The 15014-nt window shown below is 67.3% G+C and carries 8 protein-coding genes; 6 read left to right on the forward strand and 2 right to left on the reverse strand.

All coding sequences use genetic code 11. From position 1 onward, the window contains the following. Nucleotides 1–78 precede the first annotated feature (78 nt). Nucleotides 79–4443: a DNA-directed RNA polymerase subunit beta gene (gene rpoB, locus CMV14_RS04490; RefSeq protein ID WP_066959389.1), complete on the reverse strand. Its 4365-nt coding sequence runs from the start codon at nt 4441–4443 to the stop codon at nt 79–81. Between the two features lie 382 nt (nt 4444–4825). Between rpoB and CMV14_RS27710 the strand changes: the two genes are divergently transcribed. The 3 genes from CMV14_RS27710 to CMV14_RS04505 all read left to right on the forward strand — a co-directional run bounded on the left by CMV14_RS27710 (nt 4826) and on the right by CMV14_RS04505 (nt 8857). Then, nucleotides 4826–6436, forward strand: a complete 1611-nt coding sequence (locus tag CMV14_RS27710; protein WP_083215670.1) for a DUF5615 family PIN-like protein — start codon at nt 4826–4828, stop codon at nt 6434–6436. Nucleotides 6437–6492: 56 nt separating this feature from the next. After that, a complete protein-coding gene (locus CMV14_RS04500; protein WP_066959387.1) occupies nt 6493–6816 on the forward strand; it encodes a hypothetical protein in 324 nt (107 codons plus the stop codon). A gap of 61 nt (nt 6817–6877) precedes the next feature. Beyond that, nucleotides 6878–8857, forward strand: a complete 1980-nt coding sequence (locus tag CMV14_RS04505) for a TonB-dependent receptor plug domain-containing protein (RefSeq protein WP_066959714.1) — start codon at nt 6878–6880, stop codon at nt 8855–8857. Nucleotides 8858–8922: 65 nt separating this feature from the next. On the opposite strand, the gene CMV14_RS04510 is transcribed toward CMV14_RS04505, so the two are convergent. Further along, nucleotides 8923–10992, reverse strand: coding sequence for an alpha/beta hydrolase family protein (locus CMV14_RS04510; protein WP_066959385.1), 2070 nt, complete (start codon nt 10990–10992; stop codon nt 8923–8925). A 179-nt stretch (nt 10993–11171) separates the two neighbouring features. On the opposite strand from CMV14_RS04510, the gene CMV14_RS04515 reads away from it, so the two are divergent. The 3 genes from CMV14_RS04515 (at nt 11172) to CMV14_RS04525 (ending at nt 15000) form a co-directional block, all read left to right on the forward strand. Continuing rightward, on the forward strand, nt 11172–11864 hold the full coding sequence (locus CMV14_RS04515) for a TetR/AcrR family transcriptional regulator (protein WP_083215669.1): 693 nt from the start codon (nt 11172–11174) through the stop codon (nt 11862–11864). Nucleotides 11865–12046: 182 nt separating this feature from the next. Then, the gene (locus CMV14_RS04520; RefSeq protein WP_083215668.1) at nt 12047–13513 is read left to right on the forward strand and encodes a DUF1254 domain-containing protein; all 1467 of its coding nucleotides are present in this window, start codon (nt 12047–12049) and stop codon (nt 13511–13513) included. Beyond that, nucleotides 13510–15000: a DUF1254 domain-containing protein gene (locus tag CMV14_RS04525; protein ID WP_176488999.1), complete on the forward strand. Its 1491-nt coding sequence runs from the start codon at nt 13510–13512 to the stop codon at nt 14998–15000. The genes CMV14_RS04520 and CMV14_RS04525 overlap by 4 nt, the downstream gene beginning before the upstream one ends. Nucleotides 15001–15014: the final 14 nt, after the last annotated feature.

A 15014-nucleotide genomic window follows, 5' to 3' on the forward strand; every position in this document is an offset into this window, starting at 1 on the left:
GGTGAGGGTCTTTCTCTCGTCGAAGAAGAAGACCCTCACCCGACCTCTCCCGCGAAGGCGGGAGAGGTGCCCCGAAGTTTACTCCGCAGCCTCGGCGATGCCGTCGTCGTCGGACGTGTCCTCGATCGAGGACAGTTCGACGTTGAGGCCCAGCGAGCGCATTTCCTTGACGAGCACGTTGAAGCTCTCCGGGATGCCGGCCTCGAAGGTGTCGTCACCCTTGACGATCGCCTCATAGACCTTGGTGCGGCCGACCACGTCGTCGGACTTCACCGTCAGCATCTCCTGCAGCGTGTAGGCGGCGCCATAGGCCTGGAGCGCCCACACTTCCATCTCGCCGAAGCGCTGGCCGCCGAACTGCGCCTTACCGCCCAGCGGCTGCTGGGTGACAAGGCTGTACGGCCCGATCGAGCGTGCGTGGATCTTGTCGTCGACAAGGTGGTGGAGCTTCAGCATGTAGATGTAGCCCACGGTCACCTTGCGGTCGAACTGGTCGCCGGTGCGGCCGTCGAACAGTTCCACCTGGCCGCTCTCGTCGAGGCCGGCGAGCTTCAGCATCGCCGCCACATCGGCTTCGCGGGCGCCGTCGAACACCGGCGTCGCCATCGGCACGCCGTTCTTCAGCACCTTCGCCATGTCGACGACCTGCTCGCCCGAAAGCGCATCGATCTCGCCATGATATTGCTCGCCATAGACATGCTTGAGCCGGTCGACGACCGCGGCCGGGGCCGCGCCGCCCACCGCGTCGGGATTGGCCTCGCGCCACACCTCCAGCGCCTCGGTCACCTGCTTGCCCAGGCCGCGCGCGGCCCAGCCGAGATGGGTCTCGAAGATCTGCCCGACGTTCATGCGCGAAGGCACGCCCAGCGGATTGAGCACGATGTCGACCGGGGTGCCGTCCTCCAGGAACGGCATGTCCTCCTGCGGCAGGATGCGGCTGATGACACCCTTGTTGCCGTGGCGGCCGGCCATCTTGTCGCCGGGCTGCAGCTTGCGCTTCACCGCGACGAACACCTTGACCATCTTCAGCACGCCCGGGGGCAGCTCGTCGCCGCGCTGCAGCTTCTCGACGCGGTCCTCGAACTTCTTGACGATCAGGCCGACGGCGTCGTCATACTGCGCCTTGACCGCTTCGAGGTCGGCCTGGACGGCGTCGTCCTGCACCGCGAACTTCCACCATTCGCGCTTCTCGACCTCGTCGAGCAGTGCCTCGTCGATGGTCGAGCCCTTCCGGATGCCCTTCGGCGCGGCAGTCGCGATCTGGCCGAGCAGCATCTCCTTCAGACGCGCATAGTTGGCGCGGTTCAGGATGGCGCGCTCGTCCTCGCGGTCCTTGGTCAGGCGGTCGATCTCCTCGCGCTCGATCGCCATCGCGCGCTCGTCCTTGTCGATGCCGTGGCGGTTGAACACGCGCACGTCGACGACGGTGCCCGAGACGCCCGGCGGCAGCCGCAGAGAGGTGTCGCGGACGTCGGAGGCCTTCTCGCCGAAGATGGCGCGGAGCAGCTTCTCCTCCGGCGTCATCGGGCTCTCGCCCTTCGGCGTGATCTTGCCGCACAGGATGTCGCCCGGCTCCACCTCGGCGCCGATATAGACGATGCCCGCCTCGTCGAGGTTGCGCAGCGCTTCCTCGCCGACGTTCGGGATGTCGCGGGTGATGTCCTCCGGCCCAAGCTTGGTGTCGCGGGCCATCACCTCGAACTCGTCGATGTGGATCGAGGTGAAGACGTCGTCCTTCACGATCCGCTCGGAGATCAGGATGGAGTCCTCATAGTTGTAGCCGTTCCACGGCATGAACGCGACGAGGACGTTGCGGCCCAGCGCCAGCTCGCCGAACTCGGTCGACGGGCCGTCGGCGATGATGTCGCCGGCGTGGACCACGTCGCCGACCTTCACCAGCGGGCGCTGGTTGATGCAGGTCGACTGGTTCGAGCGCTGGAACTTCATCAGCGTGTAGATGTCCACGCCCGACTTGCCCGCGTCCACCGATCCGGTCGCCCGGATCACGATGCGGGTGGCGTCGACCTGGTCGACGATGCCCGACCGGCGCGCGCCGATCGCGGCGCCCGAGTCACGGGCCACCGTCTCTTCCATGCCGGTGCCGACGAACGGCGCCTCGGCGCGGACCAGCGGCACCGCCTGGCGCTGCATGTTCGATCCCATCAGCGCGCGGTTGGCGTCGTCATTCTCCAGGAAGGGGATCAGCGACGCCGCGACCGACACGAGCTGCTTGGGGCTCACGTCCATCAGGGTGACATGATCGCGCGGCGCCATCAGGAACTCGCCGGCCTCGCGGGCGGAGATCAGCTCCTCGACGAAGCGGCCCTCGCCATCGAGCTCGGCGTTCGCCTGCGCGATGGTGTGCTTGGCCTCTTCCATGGCGGACAGATAGACGACCTCGTTGGTCACCTTGCCGTCGACGATCTTGCGGTACGGCGTCTCGATGAAGCCGTACTTGTTGACCCGGCTGAAGCTCGCCAGCGAGTTGATCAGGCCGATGTTCGGGCCTTCCGGCGTCTCGATCGGGCAGATGCGGCCATAATGGGTCGGATGGACGTCGCGGACCTCGAAGCCCGCGCGCTCGCGGGTGAGGCCGCCCGGCCCGAGCGCCGAGACGCGGCGCTTGTGGGTCACTTCCGACAGCGGGTTGGTCTGGTCCATGAACTGCGACAGCTGCGACGAGCCGAAGAATTCGCGGACCGCGGCCACCGCCGGCTTGGCGTTGATCAGGTCGTTCGGCATCGCCGTCGACACGTCGACAGACGACATCCGCTCCTTCACCGCGCGCTCCATGCGGAGCAGGCCGACGCGATACTGGTTCTCCAGCAACTCGCCGACCGAACGGACGCGGCGGTTGCCGAGATTGTCGATATCGTCGATCTCGCCCTTGCCGTCCTTCAGGTCGACCAGCGTCTTGACGACGGCCAGTATGTCCTCGGAGCGCAGCGTGGTGACGGTGTCCTCGGCATCGAGTTCGAGGCGCATGTTCAGCTTCACGCGGCCGACGGCCGACAGGTCATAGCGCTCGGAGTCGAAGAACAGGCCGGCGAACAGTGCTTCGGCGGTCTCCTTCGTCGGCGGCTCGCCGGGGCGCATGACGCGATAGATCTCGCTCAGCGCATGGTCGCGGTCCTCGACCTTGTCGGCCTTCAGCGTGTTGCGGATCCACGGGCCGGTCGAGACATGGTCGATGTCGAGCAGGTCGACATGGTCGAAGCCGGCCTTGTCGAGCTTGTCGAGATTCTCCTCGGTCACCTCGTCGCCGGCCTCGATGTAGATGCGGCCGGTCGACTCGTCGATCAGGTCATAGGCCGAATAGCGGCCGAAGATCTGGTCGGTCGGGATCAGCAGCGTCTCGAGCCCGTCCTTGCCGGCCTTGTTGGCCGCGCGCGGGCTGATCTTGGTGCCGGCCGGGAAGACGACCTCGCCGGTGGCGGCGTTCACCACGTCGAACGCCGGCTTCTGGCCGCGCCAGTTCTCGGCGACGAAGGGCACCTTCCAGCCGCCCTCGCCACGGATGTAGCGCTGGGTGCGGTAGAAATGGTTGAGGATGTCCTCGCCCGACATGCCCTGCATGCGGATGCGGACGATGCGGGCGATCTTCTCGCCCTCGGCGGTCTGGATGCTGCCGCCGGGGACGATCGATCCGGTCGGGTCCTCGATGGTGACGAGGTTGCCGGCGACCGCCTTGACCCGGCAGGCATAGTTGACGCCGGAGATGGCGACGATGTCGCCCGCTTCCAGCTTGCCCTTCTCGTGGTTGACCTCGATCACCGCGTCGCCCAGCGCGCGCAGCAGGCTGGTCACCGGCAGCTTGCGCTTGCGGTCGATGCGGACGTTGACGATGTCCTTGGCGTCGAACTCGAAGTCGAGCCACGAGCCGCGATAGGGGATGACGCGCGCGGCGAAGAGATATTTGCCCGAGGCATGGGTCTTGCCGCGGTCATGGTCGAACAGCACGCCCGGCGAACGGTGCATCTGCGAAACGATGACGCGCTCGGTGCCGTTGATCAGGAAGGTGCCGTTCTCGGTCATGAGCGGCATGTCGCCCATGTAGACGTCCTGCTCCTTGATATCGAGGACCGAACGGGTGTCCGTGTCGGGATCGACCTCGAACACGATCAGGCGCAGCGTGACGCGCATCGGCGCCGCATAGGTCATGCCGCGCTGGCGGCACTCGTCGGTGTCGTACTTGGGGTCCTCCAGCTCATACTGGACGAAGTCGAGCTCGGCTGTGCCGGCGAAATCGCGGATCGGGAAGACCGAGCGGAGCGTCTTCTCGAGGCCCGAGACATAGTTGTCCGCGGGGCGCGAGCGCAGGAACTGCTCGTAGGATTCGCGCTGAACCTCGATCAGGTTCGGCATCTGGACGACTTCGTGGATGTTCCCGAAGACCTTGCGGATGCGCTTCTTGGCGGTCGCCGGAACTGCCTTGGTGGCCATGCGTACTTCCCTCGCGTCAAAAATTTTGTCCGCATCGCAGCGGAATTCAGCCCGATTCGCGGCTGTTCGCCACGACAAAAAGTGCGGGTCCGGGCTGTCGGAACCGCACTGCCAGCGTTCTGGAAACCCTTGGAAAACCGGCTCCAATTCGTCGCGGTCCGTTCGCAAGGCGGACCGTGTCCCGGAGGGCCAAGGGCGGCACCCGCGCTCTCGCGCCGGGCATCTGCCGATATATGTGGAGGCGGCTATATAGGTCGCGACAGGGGCTTTGGGAAGGGGGCGATGCGTCATCAGGCCGGGGATAAGGCCGGCGCAGCGATGCTGCGCCGCTTCCACGGTACGGCGCCTTGACCCGCCCAGCCCCGACGCGCACATTTTGCCGATGACGCTCGAAGGCTTTCCGCGGATCGCTGTCGATCCGGCTGTCTGTGGGGGGCGGCCGACGATCGCCGGGACGCGTGTCCGGGTCAGCGACGTGCTCGAAACGCTTGCGGCCGGCGCGAGCCCCGAACAGATCCTCGCCGATTTCCCTTATCTGTCGATCGAGGATGTGCGTGGAGCACTCGTCTTTGCGGCGCGCGCCGCCGATCATCCTATCGTTCTCGCGCTGAATGAAGTTCGTCGTCGACGCGCAACTGCCGCTGGCTCGAGGCGCGGGGGGCACGAGGCCGACCATGTCATGACGCTTGGGTTGCTCGCTGCGGCCGATCGGCAGATCGCGCACCATGTCGAGACGAGCGGTGCGATCCTTATGACGAAGGATGAGGATTTCCTCGTTCTTCGCCTGCCCGACCGGTTCGGGTTGTTGTGCTGCGATGTGGTAATGCGACGAACGCGGCGCTGGTGGCCTGGCTTGAAGATCGATGGCCGAGGGTCGAGGACCTGCTTTCAAGCGGTGAGCGGGTCGTCGAATTGCGCTGACGATGACGCTATGCCGGCATCGCGATACGGTATCGGCGCTTGCGGCGCCCGGCACGCTGTTACAAGCTCGATCGCCCAATCCGATGGAAAAGGACCCATGATCCGCTCGCTTATCCTTGCCGCCGCCCTGCTCGCCGCTCCCGCGCTCGCCGCGCCGCCGGTCAAGGTGCCGCCCTCGCTGCAGGGCGCCACGGTCGGCGAGACGGTCGCGCGGATGAAGCCCGGCGAATATCTCTGGGCGCCACAGGTCGCGCCCGACGGGCCGGTGGTGATCGTCGTCTCGATCGCCCAGCAGCGCGCCTATGCCTATCGCAACGGCCTGCCGATCGGCATCTCCACCGTGTCGACCGGCAAGAAGGGTCATGAGACGCCGACCGGCGTGTTCACCCTCCTCCAGAAGAATGTCGACCACAAGTCTAACCTCTATGACGACGCCCCCATGCCCTATATGCAGCGGCTCACCTGGGACGGGATCGCGCTCCACGCCGGCAACCTGCCCGGCTATCCCGCCTCGCATGGCTGCGTCCGCCTGCCGCTCGGCTTCGCCAAACTGCTCTACGAGGTGACGAAGCTCGGCCTCACCGTGATCGTCACCGGCGGCGCGGAGGTGCCGCGCTTCGCGCCGACCCCATCGATCCTCAGCAACGATCCCGCCAAGGGCAAGGAGGAGCTGTTCGGCGGCACCCTCTGGCAGCCCGAGCGGCAGCGCACCGGCCCGGTCTCGATGATCATCAGCTCGGCCGACGGGCGGATGTTGGTGCTGCGCAACGGCGTGCCGATCGGTTCGGCCCCGGTGAAGATCGCCGGGGAGGTGACCGGCACCACCGCCTATACGCTCGGCGCGATCGAGAACGGCATCTATAAATGGATCAAGCTGCCGATGCCGGGCGAGACCCTCGCCGGCCCGGTCGAGGTCACGCCGGACGAGCGCGCCCGCCTGACCGTGCCCGAGGAGATGATCCGCGCCACCGCGTCGGTGGTGACGCCCGGCACCACCGTCGTCGTCACCCCCGACACGCTCCGGAGCGGCGGCGCCGGCAAGAAGATGACGGTGATGACGGCGGGGAAATAGCCGTCGCGCGACAGCGGGGCTGTCCATCGCGACGGCAAGCGGCTAGGGGCTTGGCCATGCGCCGCCTGTGGCCCCTGCTGATCATCTTCGCCGTGCTGTGCTGCGGCCTGCACGTCGGCGAGGCGGATACCGCCCATGTGGCGATCGAGCATCACCAGCTCGCATCGGATGACCCTGCCGCCGCCGATAATGGCGACGATAGGCCGGAACTGCCGGGCAAGATCGCCGACGCCGGCCACCATCATTGCCCGGTCGCGCCCGATCAGGCCCCCCCGCTGCTGCTGTGCCGCGCAGCGCCGGTCGCCCTGCTGACCAGCCGGCCGGTCGCGATCCTGTCGTCCCTGGCGCTCGCCCCGCCGGTCGAGCCGCCCTCCGCCTGAACACCATGCCGCCGCGCGGGCGTCGCCCGTGCCGTCGATCCACTGGTTTCAGGAATATCCCATGTTCAATGCAAGGCGTGCCGCCCTGGCCGCGGGAGCCGTTTGGCTCCTGTCCGGCCCGGTCGCGGCCCAGGAAATGACGATTTCGACACCCGCCGAACCCCAGGCGGAAATCGAGGAGGGCGACACGATCATCGTCCAGGCGACGCGCTCCGGCCGGCGCGTGCAGGATGAGCCGGTCCGCGTCGAGGTGCTCGGGCGCGAGGAGATTGAGGAGAAGATCCTCATGCGGCCCGGCAATATCGCCACGATATTGAGCGAGACCGGCGGGCTGCGCGTCCAGGTAACTGCGCCCGCGCTCGGCGCCTCCAACATCCGCGTCCAGGGGATGGACGGGCGCTATACCCAGCTGCTCGCCGATGGCCTGCCGCTCTATGGCGGCCAGGCCTCGTCGCTCGGCCTGCTGCAGATTGCCCCCACCGATCTCGGCCAGGTCGAGGTGATCAAGGGCGCCGCTTCGGCGCTTTACGGCCCCTCGGCGCTGGGCGGGGTGATCAACCTCGTCTCGCGGCGGCCGCGCTCGGAGCCGGAGGCGGAGCTTCTGCTCAACGCCACCACGCGCGACGGGCAGGATGCCACCGCCTATCTGGCCGCGCCCCTGTCCGAAGGCTGGGGCGCCTCGCTCACGGCGGGCGTCCATCGCCAGCGCCGCCAGGATATCGACGGTGATGGCTGGATCGACTTGCCGGGCTACCCGCGATGGACCGCGCGGCCGCGCCTGTTCTGGGACGGTGCGGCTGGTGCCTCGGCCTATCTCACCCTTGGCGCCATGGGCGAGCGGCGGCGGGGCGGCACTCTGCCGGGGCGGACGGTCGCCGATGGCACCGGCTTCCCGCAGGCGCAGCGGACGGCTCGCTTCGACGGCGGCCTCGTCGTGAAGCTTCCGGCCGGGGCGCTCGGCACCGCGCAGTTCCGCGCGTCGGGCATGGCGCAGCGCCACCGCCACCTGTTCGGCCCCGTCCGCGAGGATGACCGGCACGGCACCGCCTTCGCCGAAGCCTCGCTCGCGGGATCGGCGGGCGGCACCTCCTGGGTGGGCGGCATCGCCTGGCAGCTCGATCGCTTCCGCTCCGACGACCTGCCCGCCTTCGACTATAGCTATCGCGTGCCGGGCCTGTTCGCACAGGCCGAGCAGGAACTGGGCTCCGGGCTCACGCTGGCGGGCAGCGGCCGGCTCGACGTCCACAATATCTATGGCACCCATGTCAGCCCCCGGCTGTCGCTGCTCTACCGGCCGGGGGCTTGGACGATCCGTGCGTCGGGCGGGCGGGGTTTCTACGCCCCCACTCCGTTCGTCGAGGAAATCGAGGCGGCGGGCCTGTCGCGGCTCGAACCGCTCGCCGGGCTGCGCGCCGAAACCGCCACCACAGGCTCGCTCGACATCGGCCATGCACGCGGGCCGTTCGAGGTGAACATGACCCTGTTCGCCTCCGACATGCGCGGTTCCACCCGGCTGGAGCCCTTCGGCATCGGCCCGTCGGGCCAGCCCGAACGGGTCAGGCTCGCCAATGTCGCGGGCACGACGCGCATCCGGGGATCGGAACTGCTGCTGCGCTATCGCCGCCATGGTTTCACCGTCACCGGCAGCTATGTCTATGTCCGCGCCACCGAACCCGATGGCGGCGGCGGGCGGCGCGCCGTGCCGCTCATCCCCCGGCACAGTGCCGGCCTTGTCGGCATGTGGGAAGCGCACGGCAAGGGGCGGATCGGCGTGGAGGCCTATTATACTGGCCGCCAGGCGCTGGAGGACAATCCCTATCGCACGCGCAGCCGGCCCTATGTCGAGCTCGGCCTGCTCGGGGAGATCGCCGTTGGACCGGCGCGGCTGTTCCTCAATGCGGAAAACATCCTCGACACGCGCCAGACCCGCCACGATCCGCTGGTCCGGCCCGGCCGCGCCGTCGATGGCCGCTGGACGGTCGACGCCTGGGGCCCGATCGAGGGCTTCACCCTCAATGGCGGGGTCAGGCTGAAGCTGTAGCGGCGCGGGGTGCCGGCCCTTCCGGAAACCGCCATCCCGGGCGCGACCCGGGATGGCGGGAGCCGCTACTTCGCGGCGTTCCTGTCGGTCCGATATTTGTCGAACCAGGCGATGATCGCCGATGCCTTGGCCGCCGATTGGGACGGCCGCGCCGCGATGCCGCCATGGCTCGCCCCGGGCACCTTGACCAGCGCGGTCGGCACGCCCTGTATCTGCAGCGCCGCATAATATTGCTCGGCCTCGCTGACCGGGGTGCGATAATCCTCGCTGCCCACCACCACCAGCGTCGGCGTCCTGACGTTGCCGACCAGGCTCAGCGGCGAACGGTTCCAATAGCCCATCGGGTCCTCCCAAGGCTTCTTGGGGAACCAGTAGCGCGATGTGAACAGGGTCGCGTCCATCGTCAGCGCCTCGCTGATCCAGTTGATCACCGGCTTCTGGGTGGCGGCGGCGCGGAAGCGGTTGTTCTTGCCGATGATCCAGCTGGTCAGCACCCCGCCGCCCGATCCGCCGGTCACGAACAGGTTGTCGGGATCGGCGATGCCGGCCGCGATTGCCGCGTCGACCGCCGCCATCAGGTCGCCATAGTCGTCGCCCGGATATTTGTGGTGGATCTTCTGCGCGAAGGCCTCGCCATAGGATGTCGATCCGCGCGGGTTGGTATAGAGCACCGCATAGCCGGCGGCGGCATAGAGCTGGTCGTCGGTTGAGAAATGGGGGCCATAGGCGGTGTGCGGGCCGCCGTGGATCTCCAGCACCAGCGGCACGCGCTGGCCGTTCCGGTATCCGGGCGGCAGCACCAGCCAGGCGGGGATGGCCAGCCCGTCGGGCGCCGTCACCGCCAGTTCGCGGACCTCGCCCAGGCTCCTGTGGTTCAGCAGGTCGTCGTTCAGCGCGGTCAGCCGCCGCGCCTTGCCGCCGCTGCTCACGGAGATGTCGGCCGGGCGCAGCGCCGAACCGCTGGTGAAGGCGATCGCCCCGCTCTTGGAAACGCTGTACTGCCCGCCGCTATAGGGCCGGTCCAGGCCGGTGCCGGTCAGCCCCGTCGCGATTTCCGTCACCTTGCCGTCCAGGGTGACGCGGGCGATCCGGTTGATGCCCTTCTCGTCATATTGCGCGTAGAGCGATCGGCCGTCGGGCGCCCAGCGGACATCGTCGATGCTGCGGTCCAGCGATGCGGTCACGGCGCGCGCGCCGCTGCCGTCGCGGTTCATCACGTAGAGCAGGCTGTTCTGGTAGGACAGACGCTTGTCGTCATAGCCCAGATAGGCGACCTTCGCTCCGTCCGGGGATACGATCGGCGACACGTCCGGCCCCTCCCGGCTGGTCAGCGCCCGGATCGCCCCGCTCGCCACGTCGAGCGCGTAGATTTCGGGATCGAAGATGTTCTGCTGCCAGTCGGGCTTGCGCACCGCGCTGAACAGGATCGATCGCCCGTCGGGCGTCCAGCTCAGCGGGCCGCCGTCATTATAGTCGCCGAAGGTCAGCTGGCGCGCCGGGCCGCCATCGGCCGGCACCAGGAAGATATGGTCGTAGCCGGGCTCGACATAGCCGCCGCCGTCGTTGCGATAGTCGACCCGGTCGATCACCTCCAGCGGCTTGGCCCATTCGGCGCCCTCGGGCTTGGCGGGCGCCTTGCCCAGCTTCAGCCCCTCGCCGGGCACGCGCATCACATAGGCCAGGCTGCGGCCGTCGGGCGACCAGGCGATCGCCTGCGGTGCGTCGGGCAGGCCGGTCACCTTCACCGTCGCCCCGTCGCCCGCGCCGGCGCCCGCCATCCAGCGGACGTGGAGCTGCGGCTTGCCCTTGGCGTCGGCGGCGACATAGGCCAGCCGCCGCCCGTCGGGGGACCAGCGCGGCTGGCTGGCATCGGCGACCAGCGGGCGCTGCGCGCCGGTGGCGCTGTCGACCAGCCAGATCGATCCCTTCTGCCGGTCGGTCATGATGTCGCCCTGCTTGCGCACATAGGCGACGGTGCGGCCGTCGGGGCTGATCTGCGGGTCGGTCGCGACCTGCAGGGCGAAGATGTCCCCGCCCTCGAAACGCGACACCAGCGACGGCGCGGTTTCGGCGAAGGCCGGGGCGGAGAGGATGGGCGCGCCGAGCAGCAGCGCGGCCAGGGTCGGTTTGAGCATGGGAAACCTCGATCTGCGGATGCCACAGAGTTGCGCGTTTCGGCGCCGGGCTCAAGAAGTGTATTGCAATCGCAGGACGGTGACGGCGATCGCGGCCGCCCATCTTCAGCGGGGCGGTGGATCCATTTTGATGCATTTATATTAATTGCACGGGGAGGGCCATGCTGTAGGATCGTCATATGGCTCAGGGACAAAATGCGGCTTTGAATGTGGAAGCCGTCCGGCGCTCGGAAACGCGGGAACGCCTGCTGGAAACGGCCGAGAGGCTGTTCGGAACCCATGGTATCGACGGCGTATCGCTCCGCCAGATCCGGCTGGAGGCGGGTCAGCTCAACAGCAATGCGGTCCAGTATCACTTCGGCAGCAAGGATGATCTGATCTATGCGATCATGAAGGCCCGCGTCAGGCATATGGAAGCCATTCGCCGGGAAATGCTCGAAAAGGCGGAGAGGGAGGGGCGCACCTCCGATCAGCCCACATTGCTGAAGATCATGTGCCTGCCCCATCTGGAACTGAAAAGTGCCGACGGGCGATATCCCTATGCGCGCTTCATGTCTGAATATCTGACCAGGTACAGGGCAAGGAACATACAGCATCCGATAGAAGATCGCCTCGAAACCCCGATATTGTTCAAGGTGGTGAAATTGCTGCGGTCCACGCTGTTCATGCTGGATCGGGAAATAGCGCTCATGCGCGTCACCGCTGCCACCCTGATATTCCTGAATGCGCTCGTCCAGTATGATTCGGGTATAGCCTATGAAGGCCATTCTCTGGACCTGGGGATCGTTGCCGACGAGGCGATCGTCATGGCGGTCGCGGCGCTCAACGCCCCCCCGAGCGAGTCGCTACGCAGCCGCTATGAAAAGAGCTAGGTACGCTCGGCAGGCTAAATATATATGTATTAAATCCAGCGAGGCGCTGAACCGAAGATGCGCTTCGTAAGGGCGCCTGATCGGATGCCCGGGACCGTTTTGGCTGCCTGAATGGCGGCGCGACGGATCCTGCTTGTACGGGCGGATGCCGTCCATACTGGTCCGGGGGAGTGGGTGTGCGAATGGACGTTAGGCACCTTCGGGCATGGGCCCGACTCGTCCCGATGATCCTCGCGGCGTCCCCGCTGACGGCCGCGTCGGTCTCTGCGCTCCCGCCAGCGCCCAGCTATGCGCTGGACAGGGCCGATCAGTTTGATCCTTCGCCCCGGCCGGATGTGGTTCCTGGCGATCCATCCGCCCGCACGGCGCTCGCCCACATCCTCACCGCCGATGCCGTCATCTACGGCCTCGCCGGCGTGTACCAATATGAGCAGATGTACCGCCAGGCGGTGGATCGCGATGCCCCCCGCTTCACGGGTTTCAATCGCTTCTGGCACGATAATGATCTCGCCGGACCCGGCTATGCCGCGTTCAAGGCGCCCAACTCCGACACGCTCTACTCGAACGCGTGGCTCGATCTCCGCGACGGGCCGGTGCTGATCCATGTGCCGGATATCGGCCTGCGATACTATACGCTGAATTTCTTCGATGCCTTCGGCAATCCCAGCAACATCAGCACGCGGACCTTCGGGTCCGGCGCCAGGACCTATCTCGTCGCCGACGCCAATTGGTCCGGCAAGGTGCCGGACGGTGCCACGCTGTTCCGTGTCGCGACGCCGCAAAGCTGGATTCTGATGCGGCTGTTCGCTGCCGATGCCGCTGAACTGGCGGTGGCCCGCGGCGTGCAGAAACAAGTGTCCATCGTGGCGCCCGCGCGCGTATCTGCCGATCCGCTGCGCTTTCCCGCGCCCGACATCGGGTCGCCGGCCGGGTTCCTCGCCATCCTCGATCATGTGCTGCGGACCAATGGGCATCCCGATCAGGAGGATGCGCTCGTCCATCGCTTCGCGCAGATCGGTATCGGCCGGGATGATCTATTTGATTTCGCCCGACTGGACCCCGAAATCCAGGCGGGAATCAGATCCGGTTTTGCTGAGGGGATGCGGATTGTCGAGGCATCGCACACCCAGTTGGGGCAACCGACCGGCACCGGCTGGGCGAAGGTCGAGAAGGGCCGCTACGGCTTCAACTATCTGAACCGCGCGACGGTCAATGCCGTCGGGCTCGGCGCCAATGTCAGCGCGGAGAACCATTCCTTCACCACCTTCGTGGACGGCGACGGCGCCTCGCTCGATGGCAGCAGGGGGGCCTATGTGCTGGATCTCGATCCGCCGCCCCCGGTGGATGCCTTCTGGTCCGTCACCCTTTACGATGCGCAGAATTTCGAACTCTTCGCCAATCCGCTGCGCCGCTATCTCATCAACGGGAAGACCCCCGGGCTGAAGGTGGGGCCGCGCGGTTCCGTCCGGATCGTGATGGCGCACGACAGGCCGGCGAAGGGCGCCAACTGGCTGCCGGCGCCGGACGGGCGCTTCTTCGTGGTGATCCGTGCCTATCGGCCGCGGCAGGAACTGCTCGACGGAAAATGGCTGCCGCAGCCCATCAGGCCGATCGGCCTGCCACGGGCGGCCAGGGATGTCGCGCGATGACGGGGGGCGATCGCGACGGCGCTCCTGGCGACTTTCGCCTGACGCGCAGGCAACTCTGCGCCCTGCCGGGATCTGCGGCGCTGCTGGGGCTGTTGGGCGGCTGCGCCTTCGCGGCCCGCGCCGATGCGCCGCCCCTGCCTTCGGACCTTTTCGGCGGCACTACCGCCGATCCCTATCTGCTGGCGTTGCGGGCCTATATCTGGGGCTATCCGCTGGTGCGCGCGGCGCAGGTCCGCCAGAATACCACGCTTCCGGCCGATCCTTTCCGGCCTCGTCCGCCCTCCGCCGCCGGCGCCGCTATCAACCGGCTCGGCCATGCTGCCGAACTGGCGACGCCGTTGATGAAGCAGGGCGTCGCTCCCAATAACGACACCCTGTACAGCCTCGCCTGGCTCGACATGCGCGAAGGTCCCTTCGTGCTCGAAATGCCCGATTTCGGCGATCGCTATTACACCGTCCAGTTCGGCCAGGCCGACAGTTCGACCGAACAGGCGCTGGGCCAGCGCACCCATGGCGGGCAGTTGCCGCCCGTGCTCATCCAGGGGCCGGACCAGCAGGTCGCTTTGCCAGCCGGCATGGTGGGGGTTCGGTCCCGGCAACGCTATATGATGATCGCGGAGCGTTCGCTGGTGCGGACTCCGGCCGATCTCCCGGCGGTTCATGCCCTCCAGCGGGCGATGCGTCTGCGCCGCTGGGTGGACTATGCGGCGGGCACCGACCTTCCTGCGCCGGTATCGGACCAGCGTCCGCTGCTGGCGCCCGACACGCGCTGCCCCGCACCCCTCCATTTCCTGGAGATGCTCGGCAACGTCCTGCGCGACTGGCGGCCCGATGCCGGCGAGGCTCGTCTGATCTCCGGCCTTCGCCCGCTCGGGCTCGCCGCCGGGCGGGGATTCCGGCTCGAAGCGCTTTCGCAGGCCGGGCGTGCGGCTGCGGCGCGGGGCCTTGCCGATGCCGAAGCGGCGGTGCGTGCCAAGACGTTCACGCTGGGCCGCAACGTCAACGGTTGGAGCGTCAACTATGGGGGGTCGGTCTTCGGCGAGGATCATCTGCTCCGTGCCGCCGTGGCGATGGACCAGATCTATGTGCTCCCCGCTGAAGAGGCGCTATATCCCAATGCGCGGTCGGATGGCGGCGGGCAGCCGCTGGATGGGCGCAACCGTTATGTTCTGCGGTTCGGCGCGGGCGATCTTCCGCCGGTCGATGCCTTCTGGTCGATCACCATGTATTTCGCGCGCGGGCTGATGGTCCCCAATGCCGCCGGAATCTATTCGATCGGTGATCGCACGGGCGGCCTCGTCCGCAACGCCGACGGCGGAATCGACATCATGATCCAGCAGGAGCCGCCGGCGGCGCCGAGGTCCGTGAACTGGCTGCCCGCACCGCCTGAACCGTTCATGGTCATGATGCGGCTGTACAGGCCGCGCGCGCCGGTGCGCAGCGGCCATTGGAAGCCGCCCGCCATCCAGAAGATCGGCGGGGCCTGACCCATGCGCCGTTC

Source organism: Rhizorhabdus dicambivorans (genome assembly GCF_002355275.1).
In the GTDB taxonomy this organism is placed as follows: Bacteria; Pseudomonadota; Alphaproteobacteria; order Sphingomonadales; family Sphingomonadaceae; genus Rhizorhabdus; species Rhizorhabdus dicambivorans.